The 22,805-nt window shown below is 62.7% G+C and carries 24 protein-coding genes; 14 read left to right on the top strand and 10 right to left on the bottom strand.

What is annotated here, in order from left to right; all coding sequences use genetic code 11:
* From atpA to FHS89_RS00490, 5 genes are all read left to right on the top strand, one after another.
* On the top strand, positions 1-1,539 hold the full coding sequence (atpA, locus tag FHS89_RS00510) for a F0F1 ATP synthase subunit alpha (RefSeq protein ID WP_184007382.1): 1,539 nt from the start codon (positions 1-3) through the stop codon (positions 1,537-1,539).
* 32 nt (positions 1,540-1,571) lie between these two features.
* Positions 1,572-2,444: a F0F1 ATP synthase subunit gamma gene (locus FHS89_RS00505; protein ID WP_184007380.1), complete on the top strand. Its 873-nt coding sequence runs from the start codon at positions 1,572-1,574 to the stop codon at positions 2,442-2,444.
* Positions 2,445-2,462: 18 nt separating this feature from the next.
* On the top strand, positions 2,463-3,884 hold the full coding sequence (atpD, locus tag FHS89_RS00500; RefSeq protein ID WP_184007378.1) for a F0F1 ATP synthase subunit beta: 1,422 nt from the start codon (positions 2,463-2,465) through the stop codon (positions 3,882-3,884).
* 12 nt (positions 3,885-3,896) lie between these two features.
* Positions 3,897-4,289, top strand: coding sequence for a F0F1 ATP synthase subunit epsilon (locus FHS89_RS00495; protein WP_184007376.1), 393 nt, complete (start codon positions 3,897-3,899; stop codon positions 4,287-4,289).
* A 73-nt stretch (positions 4,290-4,362) separates the two neighbouring features.
* Positions 4,363-4,713, top strand: coding sequence for an H-type lectin domain-containing protein (locus tag FHS89_RS00490; protein WP_184007374.1), 351 nt, complete (start codon positions 4,363-4,365; stop codon positions 4,711-4,713).
* A gap of 4 nt (positions 4,714-4,717) precedes the next feature.
* Here FHS89_RS00490 and FHS89_RS00485 read toward each other — a convergent pair whose 3' ends face one another.
* Both FHS89_RS00485 and FHS89_RS00480 read right to left on the bottom strand, forming a co-directional pair.
* Positions 4,718-5,749: a heparan-alpha-glucosaminide N-acetyltransferase domain-containing protein gene (locus FHS89_RS00485; RefSeq protein WP_184007372.1), complete on the bottom strand. Its 1,032-nt coding sequence runs from the start codon at positions 5,747-5,749 to the stop codon at positions 4,718-4,720.
* Positions 5,750-5,785: 36 nt separating this feature from the next.
* Positions 5,786-6,802 (bottom strand): ribose-phosphate pyrophosphokinase, encoded by a 1,017-nt coding sequence (locus tag FHS89_RS00480; RefSeq protein WP_184007370.1) that lies wholly within the window; start codon positions 6,800-6,802, stop codon positions 5,786-5,788.
* A 117-nt stretch (positions 6,803-6,919) separates the two neighbouring features.
* Between FHS89_RS00480 and FHS89_RS00475 the strand changes: the two genes are divergently transcribed.
* Positions 6,920-7,513, top strand: a complete 594-nt coding sequence (locus tag FHS89_RS00475) for a 2-hydroxychromene-2-carboxylate isomerase (RefSeq protein WP_184007368.1) — start codon at positions 6,920-6,922, stop codon at positions 7,511-7,513.
* Positions 7,510-8,301, top strand: coding sequence for an alpha/beta fold hydrolase (locus FHS89_RS00470; protein ID WP_184007366.1), 792 nt, complete (start codon positions 7,510-7,512; stop codon positions 8,299-8,301). The genes FHS89_RS00475 and FHS89_RS00470 overlap by 4 nt, the downstream gene beginning before the upstream one ends.
* Here the strand turns inward: FHS89_RS00470 and FHS89_RS00465 are convergent.
* The 4 genes from FHS89_RS00465 to FHS89_RS00450 form a co-directional block, all read right to left on the bottom strand.
* Positions 8,298-9,353, bottom strand: coding sequence for a threonine aldolase family protein (locus FHS89_RS00465; protein WP_184007363.1), 1,056 nt, complete (start codon positions 9,351-9,353; stop codon positions 8,298-8,300). The two genes, FHS89_RS00470 and FHS89_RS00465, sit on opposite strands and share 4 nt — an antisense overlap.
* Positions 9,350-9,811, bottom strand: coding sequence for a YcgN family cysteine cluster protein (locus FHS89_RS00460; RefSeq protein ID WP_184007361.1), 462 nt, complete (start codon positions 9,809-9,811; stop codon positions 9,350-9,352). The genes FHS89_RS00465 and FHS89_RS00460 overlap by 4 nt, the downstream gene beginning before the upstream one ends.
* Positions 9,812-10,182: 371 nt before the next feature.
* Positions 10,183-11,106, bottom strand: a complete 924-nt coding sequence (locus FHS89_RS00455; RefSeq protein ID WP_184007360.1) for a bifunctional riboflavin kinase/FAD synthetase — start codon at positions 11,104-11,106, stop codon at positions 10,183-10,185.
* Between the two features lie 36 nt (positions 11,107-11,142).
* Positions 11,143-11,595 carry a MaoC family dehydratase gene (locus FHS89_RS00450; RefSeq protein ID WP_184007357.1) on the bottom strand — a complete coding sequence of 151 codons (453 nt, stop codon included), beginning with the start codon at positions 11,593-11,595 and terminating at the stop codon, positions 11,143-11,145.
* Between the two features lie 188 nt (positions 11,596-11,783).
* On the opposite strand from FHS89_RS00450, the gene FHS89_RS00445 reads away from it, so the two are divergent.
* The gene (locus FHS89_RS00445) at positions 11,784-12,155 is read left to right on the top strand and encodes a VOC family protein (protein WP_184007355.1); all 372 of its coding nucleotides are present in this window, start codon (positions 11,784-11,786) and stop codon (positions 12,153-12,155) included.
* On the opposite strand, the gene FHS89_RS00440 is transcribed toward FHS89_RS00445, so the two are convergent.
* Positions 12,156-13,037 (bottom strand): TIGR01459 family HAD-type hydrolase, encoded by an 882-nt coding sequence (locus FHS89_RS00440; RefSeq protein WP_184007353.1) that lies wholly within the window; start codon positions 13,035-13,037, stop codon positions 12,156-12,158.
* 13 nt (positions 13,038-13,050) lie between these two features.
* Positions 13,051-14,046 carry a TraB/GumN family protein gene (locus tag FHS89_RS00435; protein ID WP_184007351.1) on the bottom strand — a complete coding sequence of 332 codons (996 nt, stop codon included), beginning with the start codon at positions 14,044-14,046 and terminating at the stop codon, positions 13,051-13,053.
* 241 nt (positions 14,047-14,287) lie between these two features.
* Here FHS89_RS00435 and groES point away from each other — a divergent pair, with 241 nt between their 5' ends.
* The 6 genes from groES to FHS89_RS00405 all read left to right on the top strand — a co-directional run bounded on the left by groES (position 14,288) and on the right by FHS89_RS00405 (position 20,003).
* Positions 14,288-14,575, top strand: a complete 288-nt coding sequence (groES, locus tag FHS89_RS00430; RefSeq protein ID WP_184007349.1) for a co-chaperone GroES — start codon at positions 14,288-14,290, stop codon at positions 14,573-14,575.
* Between the two features lie 54 nt (positions 14,576-14,629).
* Positions 14,630-16,279 (top strand): chaperonin GroEL, encoded by a 1,650-nt coding sequence (gene groL, locus FHS89_RS00425; RefSeq protein ID WP_184007347.1) that lies wholly within the window; start codon positions 14,630-14,632, stop codon positions 16,277-16,279.
* Between the two features lie 197 nt (positions 16,280-16,476).
* Complete coding sequence (locus tag FHS89_RS00420) at positions 16,477-16,860, top strand: hypothetical protein (protein ID WP_184007345.1); 384 nt, start codon at positions 16,477-16,479, stop codon at positions 16,858-16,860.
* 103 nt (positions 16,861-16,963) lie between these two features.
* Positions 16,964-18,064 (top strand): DUF8173 domain-containing protein, encoded by a 1,101-nt coding sequence (locus FHS89_RS00415; protein ID WP_184007343.1) that lies wholly within the window; start codon positions 16,964-16,966, stop codon positions 18,062-18,064.
* A complete protein-coding gene (locus FHS89_RS00410) occupies positions 18,061-18,888 on the top strand; it encodes a DMT family transporter (RefSeq protein WP_184007341.1) in 828 nt (275 codons plus the stop codon). The genes FHS89_RS00415 and FHS89_RS00410 overlap by 4 nt, the downstream gene beginning before the upstream one ends.
* Entirely contained in the window at positions 18,885-20,003 is a 1,119-nt protein-coding gene (locus tag FHS89_RS00405) for an alpha-D-ribose 1-methylphosphonate 5-triphosphate diphosphatase (RefSeq protein WP_184007339.1), read from the top strand. Before FHS89_RS00410 ends, FHS89_RS00405 begins: the two co-directional genes overlap by 4 nt.
* 292 nt (positions 20,004-20,295) lie before the next feature.
* Here FHS89_RS00405 and FHS89_RS00400 read toward each other — a convergent pair whose 3' ends face one another.
* A complete protein-coding gene (locus FHS89_RS00400) occupies positions 20,296-21,018 on the bottom strand; it encodes a carotenoid 1,2-hydratase (RefSeq protein ID WP_246413491.1) in 723 nt (240 codons plus the stop codon).
* A 101-nt stretch (positions 21,019-21,119) separates the two neighbouring features.
* On the bottom strand, positions 21,120-22,658 hold the full coding sequence (gene crtD, locus FHS89_RS00395; RefSeq protein ID WP_343051323.1) for a 1-hydroxycarotenoid 3,4-desaturase CrtD: 1,539 nt from the start codon (positions 22,656-22,658) through the stop codon (positions 21,120-21,122).
* Positions 22,659-22,805 lie beyond the last annotated feature (147 nt).

Genomic DNA, 22,805 nt, shown 5'->3' with positions numbered 1-22,805 from the left:
ATGAGCATTCAGGCAGCAGAAATCTCTGCGATCCTCAAGGAGCAGATCAAAAACTTTGGCCAAGACGCCGAGGTGGCCGAAGTTGGCCGGGTTCTGTCCGTTGGGGACGGTATCGCGCGTGTGCACGGGCTGGACAGCGTTCAAGCCGGTGAAATGGTTGAATTCCCCGGTGGTATCCGCGGAATGGCGCTGAACCTTGAGATCGACAACGTGGGTGTCGTGATCTTCGGCTCCGACGCGGGCATCAAGGAAGGCGACACCGTCAAGCGCACGAACTCCATCGTGGACGTGCCCGCCGGGAAGGGCCTGTTGGGCCGCGTTGTTGACGCGCTCGGCAACCCGCTCGACGGCAAGGGCCCGATCGAGGCGGCAGAGCGCCGCGTCGCGGACGTGAAAGCGCCGGGCATCATCCCGCGTAAATCCGTGCACGAGCCGATGTTCACTGGTCTCAAGGCCATTGACGCGCTGATCCCGGTTGGCCGTGGCCAGCGGGAACTTATCATCGGCGACCGTCAGACCGGCAAGACCGCCGTGGCGCTCGACGCGATGCTGAACCAGAAATCCTATAACGACGCGGCAGGCGACGACGAGAGCAAGAAGCTCTACTGCGTTTATGTCGCTGTCGGTCAGAAGCGTTCCACCGTGGCGCAGCTGGTGAAAAAGCTCGAAGAGACGGGCGCGATGGCCTACTCCATCGTTGTGGCCGCGACCGCATCCGATCCGGCACCGATGCAGTATCTTGCACCGTATTCCGCAACCGCGATGGCCGAGTATTTCCGCGACAATGGCATGCACGCGCTGGCGATCTATGACGATCTGTCGAAGCAGGCCGTGTCCTATCGTCAGATGTCCCTCCTGCTGCGTCGCCCGCCGGGCCGTGAAGCGTATCCGGGTGACGTTTTCTACCTCCACTCCCGCCTGCTGGAGCGTTCTGCGAAGCTGAACGAGGACAACGGCGCTGGCTCCCTGACGGCCCTGCCGATCATCGAGACCCAGGGTGGGGACGTGTCCGCGTTTATTCCGACCAACGTGATCTCCATCACCGATGGTCAGATCTTCCTTGAGACGGAACTGTTCTTCCAGGGTATCCGCCCTGCTGTGAACACTGGTCTGTCGGTTTCGCGGGTGGGTTCGTCCGCTCAGACGAAAGCGATGAAATCGGTCGCAGGCTCCATCAAGCTGGAACTGGCGCAGTACCGCGAAATGGCAGCGTTCGCGCAGTTCGGGTCCGACCTTGACGCGGCAACGCAAAAGCTGCTGAACCGTGGTGCCCGCCTGACCGAGCTGTTGAAGCAGGCGCAGTATTCGCCGCTGACCAATGCCGAGCAGGTTATCGTGATCTATGCAGGGTCCAACGGTTATCTCGATGGGATCAAGGTCAACCAGGTGAAGGCGTTTGAAGACGGCCTTCTGGCAGACCTGCGCAACAACCACGCTGATCTGTTGAACGACATTCGCGACAATGACCGCAAGGTTTCGGGCGAGTTGGAAGATAAGATCAAGGCGGTTCTCGACGGGTACGCCAAGACGTTCGCTTGATCCGGAAACTCTAAGGGAAGGGAGCAAGGCATATGCCGAGCCTCAAGGACCTGAAAATCCGGATCGACTCGATCAAATCGACCCGGAAAATCACCAAGGCGATGCAAATGGTCGCCGCCGCGAAACTGCGTAAAGCGCAGGACGCGGCGGAGGCTGCACGCCCCTATGCCGACCGGATGGACGCTGTTCTGGGCAACCTCGCCTCTGCGGCGGCGAACTCCCCGACGGCGCCGACCCTGCTGCGCGGCACCGGTTCCGACAATGTGCACCTGCTGGTGGTCGCAACGGCGGAACGGGGCCTCTGCGGTGGTTTCAACTCCTCCATCGTGAAGCTCGCCCGCACCCATATCGCCAAACTGCTTGGCGAAGGCAAAACGGTGAAAGTCATCACCGTGGGCAAAAAGGGGCGCGAGCAGCTTCGTCGGGATTACAGCGCGCATCTGATTGACCATGTCGATATGAGCGGTGTCAAAAAGCTGGGCTATGCCGATGCGCAAGCGATCGCGCGCGACATCCTTGGCCGGTTTGACGCGGGCGAGTTTGATGTGGCGACGCTGTTCTTCTCCCGGTTTGAATCGGTCATCAGCCAGAAGCCGACCGCGCTTCAGGTGATCCCGGCCGTGTTCGAGGGCGAAGGCGATGCCGCCGGCACCAACTATGAATACGAGCCGGAAGAAGAGGCGATCCTTGCCGACCTTTTGCCGCGCTCCATCGCGACCCAGATCTTTACCGGGTTGCTCGAAAACGCAGCCTCCGAGCAGGGCGCGCGGATGTCCGCAATGGATAACGCAACCCGCAACGCAGGCGAGATGATCGACAAGCTGACGATTGAATTCAACCGCACCCGTCAGGCGGTCATCACGAACGAACTTATTGAGATCATTTCGGGCGCGGAAGCGCTCTGAACGTAACGGAGACGAGACATGGCAAATGTTGGTAAAATCACTCAGGTGATCGGCGCCGTTGTCGATGTGCAGTTTGAGGGGGCGCTTCCGGCGATCCTGAACGCACTTGAAACGGATAATAATGGAACCCGGCTCGTCCTTGAAGTCGCGCAGCACCTTGGTGAGAACACCGTGCGGACGATCGCGATGGATGCGACCGAGGGCCTTGTCCGCGGTCAGGAAGTGACCGACACGGATGGTCAGATCCGCGTGCCGGTGGGTGACGCGACGCTTGGCCGGATCATGAACGTGATCGGCGCGCCGGTGGACGAAAGGGGCCCGGTTGACGCGACCGAAACCCGCTCGATCCACGGTGAGGCACCGACGTTTGAAGAGCAGTCCACCTCCTCCGACATCCTCGTGACGGGGATCAAGGTGATCGACCTTCTCGCGCCCTATTCCAAGGGTGGTAAGATCGGTCTGTTCGGCGGTGCGGGCGTGGGTAAGACGGTTCTCATTCAGGAGCTGATCAACAACATCGCGAAAGTGCACTCCGGCTATTCCGTGTTTGCGGGTGTGGGTGAGCGGACCCGTGAAGGGAACGACCTTTACTACGAATTCATCGAATCCGGCGTTATCAACGCGGACGATCTGACGAAGTCCAAAGTGGCGCTCGTCTACGGTCAGATGAACGAGCCGCCGGGTGCGCGTATGCGTGTGGCGCTGTCCGGTCTGACCATGGCGGAACAGTTCCGCGATCAGTCCGGGACCGACGTTCTGTTCTTCGTTGATAACATCTTCCGCTTTACGCAAGCAGGGTCCGAGGTGTCGGCACTTCTGGGTCGTATCCCGTCCGCGGTGGGCTATCAGCCGACGCTCGCAACCGACATGGGTGCGATGCAGGAGCGGATTACCTCCACGAAAGCAGGCTCCATCACCTCCGTGCAGGCGATCTATGTGCCTGCGGATGACTTGACCGACCCGGCGCCGGCGACGTCCTTCGCGCACCTCGATGCGACGACGGTTCTGTCCCGTGCGATTTCCGAGCTTGGCATTTATCCGGCGGTTGACCCGCTCGACTCCACCTCCCGGATCCTTGATCCGCAGGTTGTGGGTGAAGAGCATTATCAGGTCGCCCGTGACGTGCAGGGTATCCTTCAGCGCTACAAGTCCCTGCAGGATATCATCGCGATCCTCGGGATGGACGAACTGTCGGAAGAGGATAAGCTGACCGTGGCCCGTGCCCGTAAAATCCAGCGTTTCCTGTCCCAGCCGTTCGACGTGGCCGAAGTGTTCACCGGTTCGCCGGGTGTGCAGGTGCCGCTTGAGGACACGATTGCCTCGTTCAAGGCGGTTGTCGCGGGCGAGTATGACCACCTTCCCGAAGGTGCGTTCTACATGGTCGGCGGTATCGACGAAGTGATTGCGAAGGCTGAAAAGCTCGCAGCAGACGCAGCGTAAGAGGGGGCCAATATGGCCAATACCATGCAATTCGACCTCGTATCGCCAGAGCGCGCGTTGGCTTCGCAAGAAGCCACCGCCGTGCAGATCCCCGGTATCACGGGTGATCTGACCGCGATGCCGAACCACGCGCCGTTCCTGACGACGCTGCGCCCCGGTGTGCTCGAAGTGCATAACGGGTCCGCGTCCGAGGCGTTCGTCGTGACCGGCGGCTTTGCCGAGATTTCGGAAACCTCCGTTTCCGTGCTGGCAGAGCAGGCCGTGCCCAAGGCGGATGCCAGCGCAGAGATGCTCGCACAGCTCACCGCAGATGCGGAGGCGCTTTTGGAAGCAGCAGGCGACGAAAATCGCGCCGCCGCGGCCCAGCGTGTCAACGATCTCAAGGTGCTCGCAGCCCAGCTTTAACGGGTTTCGGCTTGAAGTTAGGAAAAGGCTCCGCCAAGGTTTGGCGGGGCCTTTTTCGTTTCGGACCAGACATATGCGGCGCTTTGCAAGCAACCAGATCGGGATAGAGAGCGGCCAGCGGGTTCTGTTTGATCACTTCTCTTATCCGACAGAAATGTGGACCGGCAGCGGCGCACGACAGGTGGCGCAAAGCGTCACCTTTTCGGAACCATTTCTAGAAGTTCCAGATGTCACTATTGCCATCACCATGCTCGATCAGCACGGGGAGACCAATCTGCGCATTGATGTGCGCGCGGAGGACGTGACGGTGACCGGCTGCACCCTTATCGCGGAGGTCTGGCAGGACACGCGCATCGCGCGGCTGCGACTCGCATGGCGCGCCATCGGGCCGGTCGCCGACCCGGATGAATTCTGGGACGTGTGAGACGTTAGCGCGTCAGCGCCCGCACGACGCCTTCGAACGGTCCGTGCCGCCATCGTAGGCTCCACAGATAGGACGCGGCCACCGCCATTGGGGAGAAGGCTATCGCCCAGATCAGCGCCTCCGTCCCGGTCCCCGCGCCGATCCGGCCAAAGGCTTCCATCGTCCCCATCCCGATCACGATATGCGCGATATAATGGGTCAGCGTATGCTGACCGGCAGGCAGGATGATCCGGGCTATATGCAGCCTGTCCAATGCAGCGGCGGTTCTGAGGCAAAGCCCGATGGCGCAAACGGCCCAGCCGCTTCCGGCCAGACTGTAGAGCGGGCCGGGGGGCAGCGGCTCTGTCAGCAGGATTTCGGCCAATTCCGGGTCCGCAATCGAACCGACAAGCAGGAAGGAGGCCAGTTCCGCGATCAGGGCTACGCCCAGCCCGCCCAGGATCATGCGCATCTGCACCGCCGGCACCGCCAATGGCGCGCGCGCCAGCATCAGCCCCAACAGCAGAAAACTCAACCATGGCACCACAGGGTGCCAGCCGTTGAACAGCAGATTGCGGGCAAACCCGTCGATGGTCCAAAAGCCGTGATAGGTCAGCGTCTCCCAATCCCAACCGGCCTCGTAATCAAACACATCCGTCAGCACGACAAACAGGAGCGGCAGCGTGGCGGCAAGGAGCGCGATCAGATAAGTCCGCGCCCAAAGTAGAGGCAGGGCGGCCAGGAAATAAACAGCGTAGTAGTGGATGATATCCGCCGGAAAGATCGCCATATTGGCAAGCCCGATCGCCATGAGCGCCGCTGATCTGATAAGGGTCCGGCGGATCGCTTCGCGCTGAGCGAGCCGCTGCATCCCCAGTGCAAAGCCAATCCCCGCAAGCACGACAAACATCGCCGCCGCGCGCCCCTGCAACAGGTCAGCAAGCGTGGACGAGGGTGATCCGGCCCGCACCACAACCACATCGAAATTCACGATGATCATCCCGACCAGCGCGCAGAACCGGGCAATATCAAGGCCGATAAGGCGGTTGCTCTGCATGTCTTGGCCCAGATGGCGCGCGCCGGGGGTGCGAGATTACACGCCCGGATAGAACGCCTCATAAATCGGGCTCAGGGTCTTTTCCCCGAACAGGGACGAAACCGATGTGCCGTTCGAGATGTTCAGGATTGCCTGTGCCAGCATCGGTGCGACGGGCACGATGCGGATGTTTTTGGCCTTCACCACCGGGGCGGGCTGCTCGATGGAATCGGTGACGACGAGGGATTTCAGGACCGAGGTCGTGATCCGCTCCACCGCCGGGCCGCTGAGCACGCCGTGGGAGATATAGGCGTGCACCTCCTTGGCCCCTTGCTCTTTCAACAGGGCGGCGGCTTTGCACAGGGTGCCTGCCGTGTCGCAAATATCGTCTACGATGATGCAGACGCGGTCCTTGACCTCACCGATCACGGTCATTTCCTCGACCACGCCGGGTTTGGAGCGGCGCTTGTCCACGATGGCGAGGCCTGCGTTGATCCGCTTGGCCAATTCGCGCGCGCGCGCCACGCCGCCCACATCGGGGGACACAACCGTGACTTCCTCAAGCGATTTGAAATTGTGCATGATGTCGAGCGCGAACACCGGGGAGGCATAGAGGTTATCCACCGGAATATCGAAAAAGCCTTGGATCTGCCCTGCGTGCAGATCGAGTGTCAGAACCCGGTCAATCCCGGCCTCCGTGATCAGGTTCGCCACCAGCTTGGCGGAGATGGGCGTGCGCGCCGATGTCCGACGATCCTGCCGCGCATAGCCGAAATAGGGAATCACCGCCGTGATCCGCTGCGCGGACGACCGGCGCAACGCATCCGCCATGATCAGCAGTTCCATCAGGTTGTCATTGGCGGGATTGGACGTGGATTGGATGATGAACATGTCCTCATCGCGGACATTGTCATACACTTCGACAAAGATTTCCTTGTCATTGAAACGCTCTACCCGCGCATCGACCAGATTGACCGGGCTTCCCCGATAGACAGACATCCGTTTGGCGATGTTTCCGGCGAGTTTTGGATTGGCGTTGCCGGAAATCAGCTTGAGGTTCAGGTCAGCTTTCATGGGAATGGGCCTTGCGCAGGGATCGGTTGCCGCAGCGTTTAGCACCCACACCCCCCCTTGCAAAGCCTTTGGATCGGGCCATGATGCCTCAACCCAAAAATTCGGAAAGGACACGTCATGGCGCATATTGATTACTACCTCTTTCTGCTCTCCCCCTTCACCTATCTCAGCGGGATGGAGATGGAGGAGATCGCCGCGCGCCATGGGGCGACCGTGACCTATAAGCCGTTCATCCTGATGGACGTGTTCGCGGAGACAGGCGGCACGCCCCTGCCGCAGCGGCACCCGTCCCGGCAGAAGTATCGGCTTCAGGAACTCGCGCGGATCGCGAAGATGCGCAAAATGCCGATCAACCTGCACCCGGCCCATTGGCCGACCAACCCGGTGCCAGCATCCGCCGCGATCATCGCGGCGCAAAACGCAGGCGGCGGGGATGTGGGCAAGCTTACCTTCGCATTGTTGCGCTCCGTCTGGGCGGATGAGCGCAACATCGCGGAGGAGGACGTGATCCGCGATTGCCTCAGCGAGGCCGGGTTTGACCCGGACATCGCGGCCTCCGCGCTGTTCTCCAGCACCGACACCTATGAGCGGAACACGAAAGAGGCAATCGAGGCGGGCGTGTTTGGCGCGCCGAGTTATGTCGTCGGGGACGAAGTGTTCTTTGGTCAGGACCGGCTTGCCTATCTGGATGCGCATCTGGCGGAGCAATGATCCTCGGCGGCGTTGAAACCGGGCTGACGCGCGTGGGGCAGGACGGACCGCGCGTGATCCTGTCCCATTGCTCGCTCGCCCATTCAGGTGCGTGGAAGCCGCTCTTGTCGGCGCTGCCCGCGATGCGCGCGGAGGCGCTTGATCTGCCGGGGCATGGGGCCACTGGGCGCGATCCTGCCCGCACGATTGAGCGGCAGGCCGCCGATGCGGTGCTTGATCAGTTGGGGGAGGGGCCAGCGCATTTGATCGGCCACAGTTTCGGCGGGCGGGTGGTGTTGCGCGCGGCGCTAGAGCGGCCGGATGCAGTCGCCTCCCTCACGCTGATCGAGCCGATGATGTTCCACCTTTTGGCCGACGCGGGCGATCCCCTTTATGCAGAGGAGGAGGCAGCGGCGGGCGTTTGGGCGACCTGTCTGGAGGCCGGAGATACCGATGGCGCGGGCCGTGCCTTTTCCGCGTTGTGGGGCAATGGTGCGCGTTGGGAGGACACGCCGGAACGCCAGCGCCGCTATGCCGCCGACCGGATGCACCTTATTCGCGAGGCCGGGCCAGAGGTGATGGGCCATCCGTCGGGGCAGATCACGCTCTCCGATATTGCGGGTCTGCCCCTGCCGATCACCCTGTTTGCAGGGGCCGAAACGCGGGCCGGGGCCATCGCCATTTGCGACCTGATTGCGGGGGCAACGGGGGCTGCTTTTCACCGGATACCGGGGGCTGGTCACATGGTGCCGATCACCCATCCGGGGGCGGTGGCGCAACTCCTTACACCCGTTCTGAGCCGCATTTAGGCGTTGGAAATGACGCTCAGGAATTCCTCGACCATCTCATCGGTCGTGGCCCAGTTGCAGACCAGCCGACAGGACAGGGGCTCATGATCGGGGCCGTCGAGCGATTGGTTGAACGGCCAAAGGTAGTATTGCGCCCCTGCCGCCATCGCCGCGCGATGCGCGCCGCGCGGGAAGGCCGCGAAAATCTCGTTCCCGTCCACCGGGTGCAACATGGATGCGCCCTCAAGTGCGAGGATGCCGTCTGACAGTTTGCGGGCGGCGGCATTCGCGCGCCGCGCCAGTGACAGCCATAGATCATCGGTCATATAGGCTTCCATCTGCGCGCTCAGATAGCGGTGTTTGGAGAACAGATGCGCCCCGCGTTTCCGGCGCAACTCAAATTCCCACGCCTTCGCCGGATCGAAAAAGATGACCGCCTCAACGCCGAGCAATCCGTTCTTCGTGCCGCCAAAGGAAAGCGCGTCAACGCCCGCTTTCCATGTCATATCCGCGGGCGTGGCATTGGTGCCGACCAGCGCGTTGGAAAAGCGCGCGCCATCCATGTGGAAGGGCAGATCGAATTCCTTGGCGATGCTGCTGAGGGCTGCGACCTCATCGGGGGTATAGGCGGCCCCGCTTTCCGTCAGGTTGGTGATCGACACGGCCCCGCGCTGCACGGTGTGCACAAAGCCATGATCGGTGCCCTCGATTGCGGCGCGCAGGGTCTCCGGCGCGATTTTGCCGTGGTCGCCGGGCAAAAGCTGTAGCTTGGCCCCGCCGGTGTAGAATTCGGGCGCGCCGCATTCGTCCTCCTCGATATGGGCGGCCTCATGGGTGTAGACACGCGCCCATGGCGGGCAAAGGCAGGCGAGGCTCAGGACATTGGCTGCGGTGCCCGTGGCCACGAGATGCACCATCGCGTCGGGCGCTTCGAACGCCTCGCGGATCAGGCTGCGCACGGTGTCCATGATCGGGTCATTGCCATAGGGCGCGGCGTAACCCTCATTGGCGCGCATCAGGGCGGCCATGACCTCGGGTGCGGCGGGGCCTGCATTGTCGGATGAGAAAATCATGATGTGTCCTCCGCGGCCATGTCTTCGATGATGTAGTTGGGAAGGTCGTCTTCATCGACTTGATATTCGGGCGTGACGCGGCCTGCCACTGAATGCCCGGCCTGCGCCACACTCTTGGGCGTGCCGGTCAAGAGCGGGTGCCAATCGGGCAGGGATTTGCCCTCCCAAAGCCGCCGATAGGCGCAGCTTGCGGGCATCCAAACGGCGATATCGTCGATATTGTCGGGGGTGATGACGACGCAATCCTTCACCAATTGCTTGCGCAGGGGATAGTTGCCACACCGGGCAGTGTCGCAATCCAACAGGCGGCAGGAGACGTCGGTGTAATGCACTTTCCCGGTATCCTCATCCTCTAGCTTCAAGAGGCAGCATTTGCCGCACCCATCACAGAGCGCCTCCCATTCAAGGCGCGAAAGGGTGTCGAGCGGTCGGGTCCAGAATTTTGGGCGCAGTGTCATGGGGGCATGTAACCGCGATCCGGGGGGAAGGGAAAGGGCTCCCGCCCGTCGTTCAGTCGCTGCCGCTCCTTCCTCCCGTTGGGGTGAGGGCGAGAGACAAACGCTGCGGGGCAGCGTTTGCGCCCGAACGCGCGGAATGGAATGAAGCGCAGGGAAAAAGATAGAATGCGCTGAGGTGATTTGAGGAACAAGTCTGTTCCTCAAATCACCCGCTCAATTGTGGGGGTTACGATTCGCCCGCGCGTCAAGGCCGCTCGTTCCTCGGGCCTTGACCCACGGCCGAATCGCGGGGGCTGCTCTGGCAACAGCAGATCCAATTCACTTTCTTCAAATATACCCCGCCGGAGGCATCGCCGCGTCAGTGGCGATTTCTATGGATCGGTGAGGATTTTGCGGGCCTGTTGGACATCCTGGCCCATCTGCGCAATCAGGGGATCAATCCCGTCGAATTTCAGTTCGGGGCGCTGGAACGCCACCAGCGCCGTAGACATCTGCGCACCGTAAAGATCACCGGAGAAGTCCATCAGGAACACTTCCAGATTCGGCGCGTGATCCCCGAATGTCGGGCGCGAGCCGAGGGACGCGCAGCCGTGATAGCTGCCCTGATGCGGGCCATCCAGCACGTCCACGAGCACGGCATAGATCCCGAACCGGGGCAGGTGCAGCCCTTCCATGGAGATATTCGCGGTCGGAAAGCCCAATTCCCGCCCGCGTTTGAAGCCATGCTCCACCGGGCCGTCGATCCGGTGCCAATGGCCCAGCATCGCGGCGGCGCGCGCGGGGTCGCCATCGCTCAATGCCGCACGGATCGCGGTGGAGGAGACCGGCGCGTCGCCTTCGGTCAGAAGGGGGGCTGCGGTCACGTCAAATCCCATCTCGCCGCCCAATTGGCGCAACGTGTCCACATCCCCGGCGCGGCCTTTGCCAAATCGGAAATCGGTGCCGACGACGAGATGCCGGATGCCAAGCCCATCCCTTAGGATCTGGCCCCCGAATGCCTCCGGCGACAGCCCGGCAAGGGCCGCATCAAAGGGCAGTTCATAGACGACATCCACGCCAAGCTTGTCCAACCGGTGCAGCCGGGTCGTGCTGTTCATCAGCCGGAACGGCGCGCTGTGGGGGGCGAAGTAGCTGCGGGGGTGCGGCTCGAACGTGATCACGCCAAGCGGAGCGCCGTCACGCCGGGCGAGGTCGATCACCGACCGGTGGCCCAGATGCACACCATCGAAATTGCCCATGGCAACAGAGGCGCCCTGCGATCCGAGCGGAACCTGAGTGTCATGGAAAACCTGCATGAGCCTCCCCGGCGCGGGTGCCGGGGCGCGGCCCGGTCAGTCGAACTTGTTGGATGGGGCCAGCACGAGCGCCTCCCCCTTCAGCACGGTGGTATCGCCCACCTCGGCCCGGCAATCAAGCGTCACGCGGCGGCGGCTGTGGTCAATCTCGCGCACTGTCACGGTCGCCTCCACCGTGTCGCCGGGGCGAACGGGGGCGAGGAATTTCAGCGTCTGGCCCAAATAGACCGTGCCATGACCGGGCAACTGCTCCCCGATCACGGCGGAGATCAGGCCAGCGGTCAGCATCCCATGGGCAATCACACCGCCAAAGATCGTGTCCTGCGCGTAAGCCTCATCAAGATGCACCGGGTTGTGATCGGTCGAAAGCTCCGCAAACAATTCGATATGGCGCTGGGTGATGGTTTTCATCACGGACCGGGACATGCCGATTTCGAGGTCTTCCACACAGATGGTGCCGCGCTGGATTTGGGTGCCCTGATCAAACATGAAAACCTCCTTCGTGTTGCGCTGCAGTATAGCGCGAAAGAAATCATCGCGCAAGTTTATTTCGTAAAGATGAACACTAGAGTGATAAAATGTCGCGCATAACGCGCGACGCGCGATCAGATCGACTTTTCTCTTCGTGGATCGGCGGGGATGGGGGACACTCACCCCCTCACCAAGAGGAGAAGATCATGGAACTCGGGGCCTTTTCGCTCAGCCTCAACGTGAAGGACATCGCCGCATCGCGCGCCTTCTACGAAAAGCTGGGATTTGCGGTGTCTGGCGGGGATCAGGCGCAGGGCTGGCTGATCCTGCGCAATGGCGACACGATCCTTGGACTGTTCGGCGGATTTATCGAGCGCAATACGCTCACCTTCAATCCCGGTTGGAGCCAAAGCGCGGAGGCGGTCGATCCGTTCACCGATGTGCGGGATCTGCAAAAGAGCCTCAGGGAGCGGGGCGTCGCCTTTCATGAGGAAGCGGACGAGGCCACGTCAGGCCCCGCGCATTTCGTCATCATCGACCCGGATGGTAATCCGATTCTCGTCGATCAGCATCGCTGATCAGCGCAGCGCCCCGATGCTCATGGTCGGCGTCAGTTGTGCGTCACGGATGAAGGCGCGCAGCTTGTCCGGGTCGGGCTGATCGGTGGTGCCGGTTTCCTCCCGCGCGAGGCCGCCAGTGACGAACAGGCTGTCCATATCCTCCCCCACAGCGCCGCGAATATCGGTGTGGATGCCATCCCCGATGCACAGGATGCGGTCATCCGCGATGCGTTTGCCGCCCGTCACTTCGATCAGGCGCTGGCGGGCGAGGTCATAGATGGGCGCGTGGGGTTTGCCGAAATAGCGCGCGTCGCCGCCCGCATCCTCATAGGCGCGGGCAATGCCGCCGGCGCACCAGATCCGCTTATCCCCCTTATCGACGAAGATGTCAGGGTTCGCGCAGAGCATTTTCAGCCCTTCATTGACGCCAAAGAGGATTTCTTCGCGGTAATCCTCCGGCGTTTCGGTGTCGTCATCGTAAAGCCCTGTGCAAACGATGCCTTCGGCCTCATTGCGGGGAACGCGGGTGATGTTTGCCTCCGGGTAAGAACGGGCCAGCGTTTGAAAGAAACTCTCGTCCCGGTCCGGCCCGATATGCCAGACCTTGCGCCCAAAGGCACCTGCGGCAAGCGCCGCGAGGGCTGCATCGCCAGAGCTTGCCACCGCCTGATAGAGCGCGCGATCAACGCCCATCGCGTCAAGCTGCTGATAGACGCCATCGCTGGGCCGGGGCGAATTCGTCAGCAGAACGACAATGCCGCCCCCGTCGCGGAATGCTTCCAATGCCGCCACGGCCTCAGGGAAGGGGCGCACGCCATTATGCAGGCACCCCCACAGATCGCAGAACACCGCGTCATACTGGAGTGCCACCTCAGAGAGGGAGGAAAGGATGCGTGTCATGCGTATACCTATTTCAATTGAGGGGGAGTCGCGTCACCGTGAACCCCGCGTCGCTCAGAAGCTGCAACAGACCGGTTTGCCGGGGCAGATGCAAGGCACCCGCGATCACCGCAATCTCATCCGCGTTGTCTGTCGCCTCAAGGATGCGGGGCAGCCACGCGGCATTGCGATCGCGCAATAGCCCCTCATCCAATTGGCCAAGCAGTTCGGGGGTCGCGGTGTCGGTGTCGTCCTCCGCCGCGACATGCTCCATCAGGAAGAACAACAGGAGCGGGCGTTCTTCCTGCCAAGTGTTGCGGGCGGTGATGAAGGAATTGTTGAGGTCCGCAACCCCGTCGATGGATTGGCGCAGAAGGGCAAGCTGATCCTCCTCCGACTGGTCAGAGAACACATCAAGGGCAGTTTGCGCGTCCTCAAGGCTGCGGGTCGGGATGCCGCTTTCCAGTGCGATTGCCTCTAGCCGCTGGTCGAGGCTGGCGCGGCCCTGCCGCTGCGCGTTGATCTCACAGGCGGGCACGGCCAGAAACAGCGTGGCAAACCATGGGCTGAATTGATCTACGGCGGCGCTAGGCATTCCAAGGGCAGCCGCCGCCTCCGACAGAATGGCCCAGCGGTCCGCCGTCAATTCACTGCTGAGCGGGGGGCCATCGGGGCGCAGATGGTTGCGGGTATCGGCCTGCATATCCGCGCGCAAGGCCTGCTGATCGGCAAGGGTCGATTCCAGAAACACCAGATCGGCACCCGCCACCCGCTCCGCGATCAGGGCAGGCACGTCAGGGGCCGCGGAATGGAGTGTGCCAAAGAGCGTGATCCGGTCGGCGCCGCGCGTCGCCTCATAGGCGATCCCCTCGCCAAAGGGTTCGTCCCGCACCCGCATCAGCAGATCGTCCAGCACTTCAGGTGCGATTTCCGCCCGCAGGTCGGTCCCGGTGCAGGCCTCCTGCGCGTGTGCTGCGCCAAGGCTGATGCCAATCACAAAGGAAAAGGCCAAGGTTACGACGCGCATCATGGACAAACCCCTTTCGTGACTGCCGCCCGAGTATGCCCAGCCGCGCGGCGGGAGCAACCAATTGCATCTGGCCCTTTGTCGGGGGCGGCGCGCGACGGTGCCGAAACCCGCAAAGCGGCCCACCAATCCCCTTGACACTCGGCCTGCGTCTTTCTACCTACGCTCCGTTAGCACTCGGCGGCAGTGAGTGCTAATAGTACGACCGCCGCCGGAATGTTGAACCTTATTTAGGGAGAAAGAGATGAACTTCACCCCCCTCCACGATCGCGTGTTGGTCCGTCGCCTCGAAGGCGAAGAGAAAACCGCAGGCGGCCTGATCATCCCCGACAGCGCGAAAGAGAAGCCCTCCGAGGGTGAGATTGTCGCGGTTGGCGCAGGCGCACGGGACGAAGACGGCGATCGTATCGCGATGGATGTCAAAGCAGGCGACAAGATCCTGTTCGGCAAGTGGTCCGGCACCGAGATCAAGATCGACGGCGAAGACCTCCTCATCATGAAAGAGAGCGACATCCTCGGCATTCTGGGCTGATCCCGGACCGACGGACCTTCTTTCAAGATCAACGAACATTAAGGAATAAAACTCATGGCTGCTAAAGACGTGAAATTCGGCACCGACGCACGGAACAAGATGCTCAAGGGCGTCAACATCCTTGCAGACGCGGTGAAAGTGACCCTCGGCCCGAAAGGCCGCAACGTGGTCCTCGAAAAATCCTTCGGCGCACCGCGCATCACCAAAGACGGTGTGTCCGTGGCGAAAGAGATCGAGCTTGAGGACAAGTTCGAAAACATGGGCGCCCAGATGGTGAAGGAAGTTGCTTCCCGCACCAACGACACCGCAGGCGACGGCACCACCACCGCGACGGTTCTGGCGCAAGCCATCGTCAAGGAAGGCATGAAATCCGTGGCCGCTGGCATGAACCCGATGGACCTCAAGCGCGGCATCGACCTTGCCGTGGCAAAAGTCGTCGAGGGCATCAAATCCGCAGCGCGCGAAGTGGCGGACAGCGATGAAGTCGCACAGGTCGGCACCATTTCCGCCAACGGCGAAGCAGAGATCGGCCGCCAGATCGCGGACGCGATGCAGAAAGTCGGCAATGACGGCGTGATCACCGTGGAAGAGAACAAGGGCCTTGAGACCGAGACCGAGGTCGTTGAGGGCATGCAGTTCGACCGCGGCTACCTCTCCCCCTACTTCATCACCAACCCCGATAAGATGGTTGCAGAGCTCGACGATGCAGTGATCCTGCTGCACGAGAAGAAGCTCTCCTCCCTCCAGCCGATGGTGCCGCTGCTTGAAACCGTGATCCAGTCCGGCAAGCCGCTCCTCATCATCGCGGAAGACGTGGACGGTGAAGCACTCGCCACCCTCGTGGTGAACAAGCTGCGCGGCGGCCTCAAGATCGCTGCTGTGAAGGCACCGGGCTTTGGCGATCGTCGTAAGGCCATGTTGCAGGATATCGCGGTTCTGACCGGCGGTCAGGTGATCTCCGAAGACCTCGGCATGAAGCTGGAGAACGTGACCCTCGACATGCTCGGCACCGCCAAGCGCATCTCCATCACCAAAGACGAAACCACCATCGTCGATGGCGCAGGCGACAAGCCGGAGATCGAAGCACGCGTTGCACAGATCAAGCAGCAGATCGAAGAAACCACCTCTGACTATGACCGTGAGAAGCTCCAGGAGCGTCTGGCGAAGCTCGCGGGCGGTGTCGCAGTGATCCGCGTTGGCGGCTCCACCGAAGTGGAAGTGAAAGAGCGTAAGGACCGTGTCGATGACGCGCTGAACGCAACCCGCGCGGCCGTTCAGGAAGGTGTTGTTGTGGGCGGCGGTGTCGCTCTCGTACAGGCTGGCAAGGCGCTCGAAGGCATGGAAGGCGCAAACGCTGACCAGAACGCCGGCATCGCAATGGTGCGTCGCGCGCTCGAAGCACCGCTGCGCCAGATCGCAGAGAACGCAGGCGTCGATGGCGCGGTTGTCGCGGGCAAAATCCGCGAAAGCAGCGACCTGTCCTTCGGCTTCAACGCACAGACCGAAGAGTATGGCGACATGTTCAAGTTCGGCGTGATCGACCCCGCAAAGGTTGTCCGCACCGCACTTGAGGACGCGGCATCCGTTGCCTCCCTGCTGATCACCACCGAAGCGATGGTCGCAGACAAGCCCGAGAAGCCGGGCGCCGGTGGCGCAGGCATGCCCGACATGGGCGGCATGGGCGGCATGGGCGGCATGATGTAATCATCCGCTCTCACCACCTGAGAGACATTGAAACGGGGGGCCATGTGCCCCCCGTTTTGCATTTGGCGCAACCCGGCGTGGAGTGGTTTGACCTCGCTTCAACGCTGGATACACGCATCGGTTGTGCCGGCATTCCCCCAAAGGCCCTTTTCTGCTATCCTTGGCGGCGTCTTATGTTGGGTTTGGGGAGTATTCTCATGAAATATCTTGGGCTCGCGGCCATCAGCCTGTTCGCTGTGACGGCCTGTTCCGACGTCACTTACATCGACAATCGGCTCGCGGCAAAACTGATGTTCAACGGGCAGACCTATGACGTCTATGAGGCGGTGCAGGTTGATGAGGCGGGAGGATCGACAGCGGGGGGCGTTTATGAAACGCGCCGCACTGTGTTCCGATTGTTTCCCGAAGGCGTGGACCCTCAGATCGACGCGACGACCACTGGCATGATGTTCGGTGCGAACCGCGAAATGGACGTCTGTTCCGGCTCCCTAGAAGCCTGTCGCGAACGGTTTTTGCTGACGCTGAGCGAACGTGCGCGCCAGTTGCAGGAACAAATCCTGACCGAGGGCGACGATTACTAACGCGCCACTTCCGCACCCGTCGCAAAACTGTGCGCCGCCGCCCCCTGTTGCGTGGGCGGGGAGGGTGCTATCGTCCTTCCAAACATGACGAAGGGCTTTCCCCATGACATTCCGGCACCTCCTTCCCTTTGTGTTCCTCTTGACTGCGGTCATGCCCGCCGCTGGACAGGATCAGGACACCAGCAGCTATACGCTCGGTTCGGATCGGTTCAGCGCGGGCGCGATTGTCAGCACGGACGGGCAGACCGGGCTTGACGATGTGTTCCTGACAGGCGCGACGGTGGAACTTGATACCGCGATTGACGGGGATGCGTTCCTTCTTGGCTCCACCGTGACGGTGAGCGCGCCAGTGGCGGGCGATGTCTATGGCGCGGGCGCGATTGTGGATGTGAACGCTCCGGTGGCGGGTGATCTCACAGTGATGGGGCAAACCATCCGGTTGACGGCCCCGGTGACGGGGGATGTGCGGCTCGCAGGTCAACGCATCACGCTGGACGCGCCGATCGCGGGCAATGCGCTGCTTGCCGGGGAGGAGGTCATCCTCAATTCCATCATCACGGGCGATGTGACCGTGGGGGCCGAGAGCCTGACCTATGGCCCGGAGGCGCGGATCGACGGCGTGCTGACCCTGAGCGACCGTGACGACATCGTGCCGGAGGCCGTCAGCACCCGCGTGACTATCACCGAGAGCCGCTTTGAGCCGAAGCCTGATCTGGGATTTGCGGCCTTTCTGCTGTCCGTGGTGATCCGCGCGGCCATCGTGGCGGGCATCATCATGGCCGCGAATGTCACGCTGCCCCGCCAATTCGCCACATGGGAGATGCGGATCGTGGATAACCCCGAACGCGCGCTGGGCGACGGGTTCCTGACCATGGCCATGCTGATCGGGGCGATGCTGCTTTTGGCGATCACGCTGATCGGGCTGGTGGCGATGCCGGTTTTTGTGGTGCTGATCGGGTTTGGCTGGATCATGGGCTATATCTTTGGCGGCTATGGCGTCGCGGCACTGATCTGGGACCGGCTGAAACAACCCTTGCCGCAGACCGTCTGGGGCGCGGGCATGATGGGGGCTGCGGGGGCTGCGGTGATGATGCTCTTGGCGAAAATTCCTTATGTCGGCTGGCTGGTTGTTGTGCTCGTGGTGCTGACCGGGATCGGGGCCGTGATGTCCGCCCGGATGGACAGGCTGCGCGGGCGCGGATGAGGCTTTTCCTCGCCGTTGCCCTGACGATGGTCGCCTTTGCGGCCAATTCGGTGCTGAACCGGGCGGCCCTGGCTGACGGGGCCATTGGCCCCGCCGCCTTTGCCGCGATCCGGCTGGGATCGGGTGCGCTGGCTTTATGCCTGATCGTGGCCATCCGGCGGGAGGGATTTGGCCTTGCGCCGCGCAATGGCACCATGGCGCTGGCGCTGTTGGCCTATATCCTTGGCTTTTCCTTCGCTTATCTGAGCCTTGATGCAGGGCTTGGCGCGCTGATCCTGTTTGGCGGGGTGCAGATCACGATGTTTGCAGGCGCGCTGATCGCGGGGGAGGCCGTACCGCGCCGCCGTTGGCTGGGCGCCGGGATCGCGTTTGCCGGGCTTGTCGTGCTGTTCGCTCCGGGGGCCGCGGGGCCTGATCCGGTCGGCGTGCTGTTGATGAGCATCGCGGCAATCGGTTGGGGCATCTATTCGTTGAAAGGGCGCGGTGTCGCCGCCCCGTTGCCCGCGACGGCCGTGAATTTCGCGCTCGCCAGCCCGGTTGCACTGCTGTTGGTGCTGCTGATCCCGGATACGGTGCCCATGAGCGCGCCGGGCGTGGTGCTCGCCGTCGTCTCGGGGGTGGTGACCTCTGGCCTTGGCTATGCGCTGTGGTATGCAGTGCTGCCCCACCTGCGCGCGACGGTGGCGGGGGTGGCGCAACTCACGGTGCCGATCATTGCGCTTGGCGGTGGGGTGGTGTTTTTGGGCGAAGGGCTCACGCTTGGCTTTATGCTGGCTGCGGTGATGGTTCTGGGCGGTGTTGCGGTGTCGCTGGGGAAAGCATGATACTCAAGGGCAAGGTTCTGACCCCGGAGGGCTGGGCCGATCAGATCGGGGTCACGGGCGGCGTGATTGGCGACAGTGACGGGCGCGTCGTGGACCTGCCCGGCTGCCTGATCCTGCCGGGATGTGTCGATCTGCACGGCGATGGGTTCGAGCGCCACCTCGCGCCCCGGCGCGGCGCGGTCGGGGATATGCGCGCGGCGCTTCATGCGGTGGAGGTGGAATTGGCCGCAAATGGCATCACCACCGCAATGCTCGCCCAATTCTTCAGTTGGGAAGGCGGGATGCGTGGACCGGATTTCGCGGAACGCTTCGCTGCCGCCTTGGACGCGCAAAGCACGATGGTCGATATGCGGATGCAGTTGCGGTTCGAGACGCATCTGCTGGATCAGGTGGAGCGCGCTATGGCGCTGATCGCGCGGCATGATGTCGGCTATGTCGTCTGGAACGATCATGTCCCCCACGCGGCGCTCGCCAAGGGCAAACGCCCGCCGCGCCTGACGGGACAGGCGCTCAAAAGTGGCCGCAGCCCGGAGGCGCATCTGGCGCTGTTGCAATCGCTTGCGGAGCGGGGCGCGGATGTGCCGGCGGTCCTCGCGGGGATGGGAAGGGCGCTCCGGCAGCGCGGGACACTGATCGGTTCGCATGACGATGATACGGCGGAGCGGCGCGCGCAATTTCGGGCGCTGGGCGCGGGGATATCCGAGTTCCCAGAAACCCGCGCGGCAGCGGAGGCCGCTAAAAGTGGTGGCGACGCCGTGATCCTTGGTGCTCCGAATGTGGTGCGTGGCGGCTCGCATAAGCAGAACGCCAGCGCGCAAGATCTGATCGCGGAGGGTCTGTGTGATGCGCTGGCATCGGATTATCACTACCCGTCGCTTATCGCGGCGGCGTTCGCGCTGGCGGATCGCGGGATTTGCGATATCGCGGCGGCATGGAGGCTGATCTCCCACAGTCCGGCTGAGGTTATCGGTCTTTCGGATCGGGGCGCGCTGTCACCGGGCCGCCGCGCGGATGTGATTGTCCTGCGCGAGGAGACGAGACAGGTGGAGGCGTGCTTTGTTGCGGGCAAAGTGGCATTCCTCACGGGCGACGTTGCGGCCCGGTTGACACAGTAGCGCTCCCGCCCGTCGTTCAGTCGCTGACGCTCCTTCCTCCCGTTTGGCCGGGCCGGCGCTGCGCGCCGGGTTAAGATTGCGCTGAGGTGTTTGAGGAACAGGTTTGTTCCTCAAATCACCCGCTCAATTGTGCGGCTACGATTCGCCCGCGCGTCAAGGCCGCTCGTTCCTCGGACCTTGACCCACGGCCGAATCGCGGGGGCTGCTCTGTTAACGCAAACCCCAATTCACTTTCTTCAAATATACCCCGCCGGAGGCATCGCCGCGCCGTCAGGCGCAGCTCCCCATCCACTTAAAACAGCCAGCCGATCGGACCCCACGCGCGGGGCATACGGGCGGGTAGAAGGGCGCGGATGCCGTTATTGGCGAAGCGGTTGCAATCGAGCGCCTCGTGCACCCCGGTCGTGCGCGCACCCTCGATGGTCGTGCTGACCATGGAGCGGGAATAGAAAGGTGCCGTTTCAAAGGTCATCTCATGCCGGGCTTTGGCCCCCTCATCCCCGCGTGTTTCGCGCTTCACGGCCCAGAGGGTTGTAGGAAGCGTGGCTTTTGGTGGTGGTGTCGCCTCCCTCACGGTGCCATCGCGCCCGAATTGCAACGATACCGACAGATCGCGCCCGTCCCGGGCCTCCACATCATAGAATGTGCGTGCGCCATCCCCATGCGGAAAGCGGCCCCATGTCCAGTAGCGGAAGTCCCGTTCAAGCGCACTGGTCCCGAAATTCGCATCGAGATAGCCATGCCCCTGCCAGCGCAAGCCGGGATTATCGAAATCCACCTCGATATGCGCCGATGGGGCGAAGGGGCGCCAAACATGGTTGGGGTGCAGGGCCACTTCGATATCCGTCACCGCCTCTGGCCGGATCCTGACCGTGCCGCGCATGGGCAGCATTCGGGGCATTGCGCGCTCATTCACCTCAACCGTGAACACCTCCCCGTCCCAATGCATTGACGAGGGGCCGACGGTGAAGCTGTCGGCCTCTTGCTGCACCGCGCCCTTGCCGCGCTCGGTCATGCACCAGCGGCGCGGTGGGCCGTAGAGGGCGACGTTGATCGCGGAATGGTTCAGCGGGTCGCGCCGTCCGCTCCACGCGTAATAGGGGGAGAAAACCGACCCTATGAAACCGATGATCGTGATGCCGTTGCGGCCATCGTCGCTGATCCCGTCGAGATACCACCAGGCGTAGCCATCGGGATCGACGCGGATGTCAAAGCGTGGTCCGCCATGATCGCCGCGGCCGCGTGCCGGCCGGACAAGGCTGCCATCGGCACGCCCGGCCCCGGATGGCATCCGCCCCCCGCCAGATAGAGCCCCCTGATCCGGCTGCGCGCCGTTGGGCGGCTGAATGTCTTGAGCGGCCCGTGGGGATGCGCCCCGTAAAGTGCCCCGCCCGTCCCCGGAAACAGGCTGGCGAAGCGGTCGGGCGTCGTCAGCCCGGTCGGAGATGTGCTCAGCGTCAGGCCCGCTTCGGCCAATTTCTGTGAAACGATCGTCTGGCATTGCTCTTTCTCCTGCTGGGAGGGGATGTGGTGGTCCCCGTCGGCGGGGGCATTCATGATGATCTGAAGCCGCTCTGCCCCGGTCGCGCCGGGCCGGTCCTGCGCGCAGATATACAGCGTCGGGTCGCGTGGCGTGCGGCGGTGCTGGAACAGGTCGCTGAACTCATCCACGCTAGAGCGGCCAAAGAACACGGTATGATGAGAGAGGGGAAAGCCGGAAACTTCGCTCGCCCATGTCCAGACCCAAGCGGAGAGCGCGCGGTCCTTGGCGCGCAGGGAAGGGGCCGCGCCTGCGCCCTCCGGCCCGAGTAGGCCCGCGCCAAGCGCTGCCGGATCGCCATTGAACAGCACTTTTGACGCCCGCACCGTCTGCCCGGTCTCAAGGCTCAGCCCGGAAATCGCGCCCTGTGCCGTGGCCACGCGCGCCACGCCGCTATGGTAATGAAACGTCGCGCCCTGCGCCCGCGCGAGCCGTTCCAGCGTCAGGGCAAGCTGGTGCATCCCGCCTGTCACGCGCCAGACGCCGCGCTGTTCGCTCGCCCAGATCAGCATCAGGATCGCAGGTGACAGAAGCGGGCTGCCACCAACGTAGGTCGCATATCGCCCGAAAAGCTGGCGCAGGCGCGGGTCGGTGAATTGCCGACCGAGTGCGCTCCAAAGCGTCGAAAGCGGGGCCATCGCGGGCAAAAGCTCCGCCGCGCGGGGGGCCACGGCGCGTGTTACCGAAAGGGCCGTGGGCGTGGGGTGGCGCATCACGGGCGCGTCGAACGCGTCAAACAGCAGGTTGGCGCGTTTGGTGAACGCGGCGAAGCGTTGTGCTTCGGTCCCTCCGGCGAAGGCGGCGACGGCCTCCTCACTGGCGCGCGGGTCGGCAAAGAGGTCAAGCGTGCTGCCATCCGGCCAGTGATGACGGGCCAGGACGTCACAAGGTGTCAGCGTCAATTCAGCATCAAGCGACAGGCCAACCCGGTCAAACAGCGCCTCGAACACGGGCCGCATGGTGAACACGGTTGGCCCCGCATCCACCGGCCCCGCATCGCTGGGGACGGTCCGCATCTTGCCACCCGGCCCTGCGTGCCGCTCATAGACCTGCACGTCATATCCCGCGTGGGACAGCTCAAGGGCTGCCACCAGCCCGCCGATGCCTGCGCCGATAATGTGGATCCTATTGTCCGATGTTTGGCCGATATGACCACTCCTTGCCGCTTATCTGTAACCCATCGTTGACGGAATCGCCCCTATGTGTCCATATTAATTGACACTATGCTTGTAAATCCAAGCGAACACATACCGAAAGGGGCT

The organism is Rubricella aquisinus, from assembly GCF_014199445.1.
In the GTDB taxonomy this organism is placed as follows: Bacteria; Pseudomonadota; Alphaproteobacteria; order Rhodobacterales; family Rhodobacteraceae; genus Rubricella; species Rubricella aquisinus.
Note: the sequence above shows the minus strand (reverse complement) of the source record. Positions and strands in the feature narration are given on the sequence as shown.